At 68.2% G+C, this 1,240-nt stretch carries 1 protein-coding gene; it reads right to left on the bottom strand.

Features of this window, described 5'->3' with window-relative positions:
- Positions 1-31 precede the first annotated feature (31 nt).
- Positions 32-1,153: an IS630 family transposase gene (locus tag ACIP64_RS41475; RefSeq protein ID WP_401598064.1), complete on the bottom strand. Its 1,122-nt coding sequence runs from the start codon at positions 1,151-1,153 to the stop codon at positions 32-34.
- Positions 1,154-1,240: the final 87 nt, after the last annotated feature.

The following is a 1,240-nucleotide window of genomic DNA, read 5'->3' as shown; positions in this document are numbered from 1 at the left end:
CTAGTGCTGTGACCCCTTAGGTTTGCCGGGTTCACGCGGCTGGGGCGAGTGGGCGTCCGCCCCAGCGGATGCGCTTCTCGCTGCGGATGCGGGCGCGTTCTCGGCGTTGGGCGGTGAGGACGTCGGGGTGGCGGGCGTTGGTGTTGCGCCAGCGCAGGTAGGCGTGCAGGGCCCGGGTCTGGACGGTGTGGTTGGGGTGGTTCGAGTTGGCGATGGTGAACTGCCGCAGCGGCCCGAAGTGGGCTTCTATCGGGTTGGCCCAGGAGGCGTAGGTCGGGGTGAAGCACAGTTCGACCCGCTGCTTCTTCGCCCAGCGGCGGATCTGCTCGCCCTTGTGTGCGGACAGGTTGTCCAAGATCACGTAGATGGGGGCGCCGTCGGGCCGGGCCGCACGGATCGATTTCAATGCGGCCAGGGTGTTGGCGGCGCCCTTCTTGCGTCGGTTGACACCCCACAGGGCGTCGTCGCCGATCGAGTAGCAGCCGTGGAAGTACCGGACGCCGTGGGTGCGGTGGTAGGTCGCCGGCACCCGGTCGGGCTTGGTCCGCTCGGCCCAGCAGCTGCCACCGGCGGGCCGGATTCCCAGCGGACCGAATTCGTCGAACGCGAAAACGCGGTCGGGGAAGCGGTCCAGGACACGCTCGATCCGGTCGAGCTTGGTCTCACGCTCAGGGTCCGGCGATTCCTTCCAGGTCTTGGTGCGCTGGAAGGTGATCCCGCGGCGCAAGAGCAGCCGCCGTAATGTCTCGCGGCTGATCCGGATCACGCGGCCGTGGGCTTTCCGCAGGTAGGCGGCCAGTTTCCGGATGGACCAGCGGGTGAAGGGCTGGCCGAGTTTGGTCGGGCGGGTGGTGGCCGTCTGGATGACGAAGTCCTCGTCGTCAGGACTGAGCAGGCGGGGACGGCCTCCCGCCCACTGAGGGTTTAGGCAGGCCAGGCCGATCTCGTTGAACCGGTGGATCACGTCGCGGACGGTGTCCTCGTCGGCCTGGACCAGCTGGGCGATGACCGGCACCCGGTTCCCGCCGGCCGAGGCCAGCAGCATCATCGCGCGCCGGTAACGCACCGAGCTGGTGCTGCCGCGGCGCACGATCTGCTGCAGCTTCTGCCCCTCCTGATCGCTCAATCTGCGCACACGGACAGGCTCAGCCACCGCACCTCCAGCGGTCGGACCGGACGTCACCGAACATCCAACCGCCCCAACTGCCAACCCGGCGAACCTATGCGGTCACAGCACTAG

Source organism: Streptomyces sp. NPDC088733 (assembly GCF_044751185.1).
In the GTDB taxonomy this organism is placed as follows: Bacteria; Actinomycetota; Actinomycetes; order Streptomycetales; family Streptomycetaceae; genus Actinacidiphila.
The sequence above is the reverse complement of the archived record's forward strand: the minus strand, read 5'-3'. Positions and strand labels throughout refer to the sequence as shown.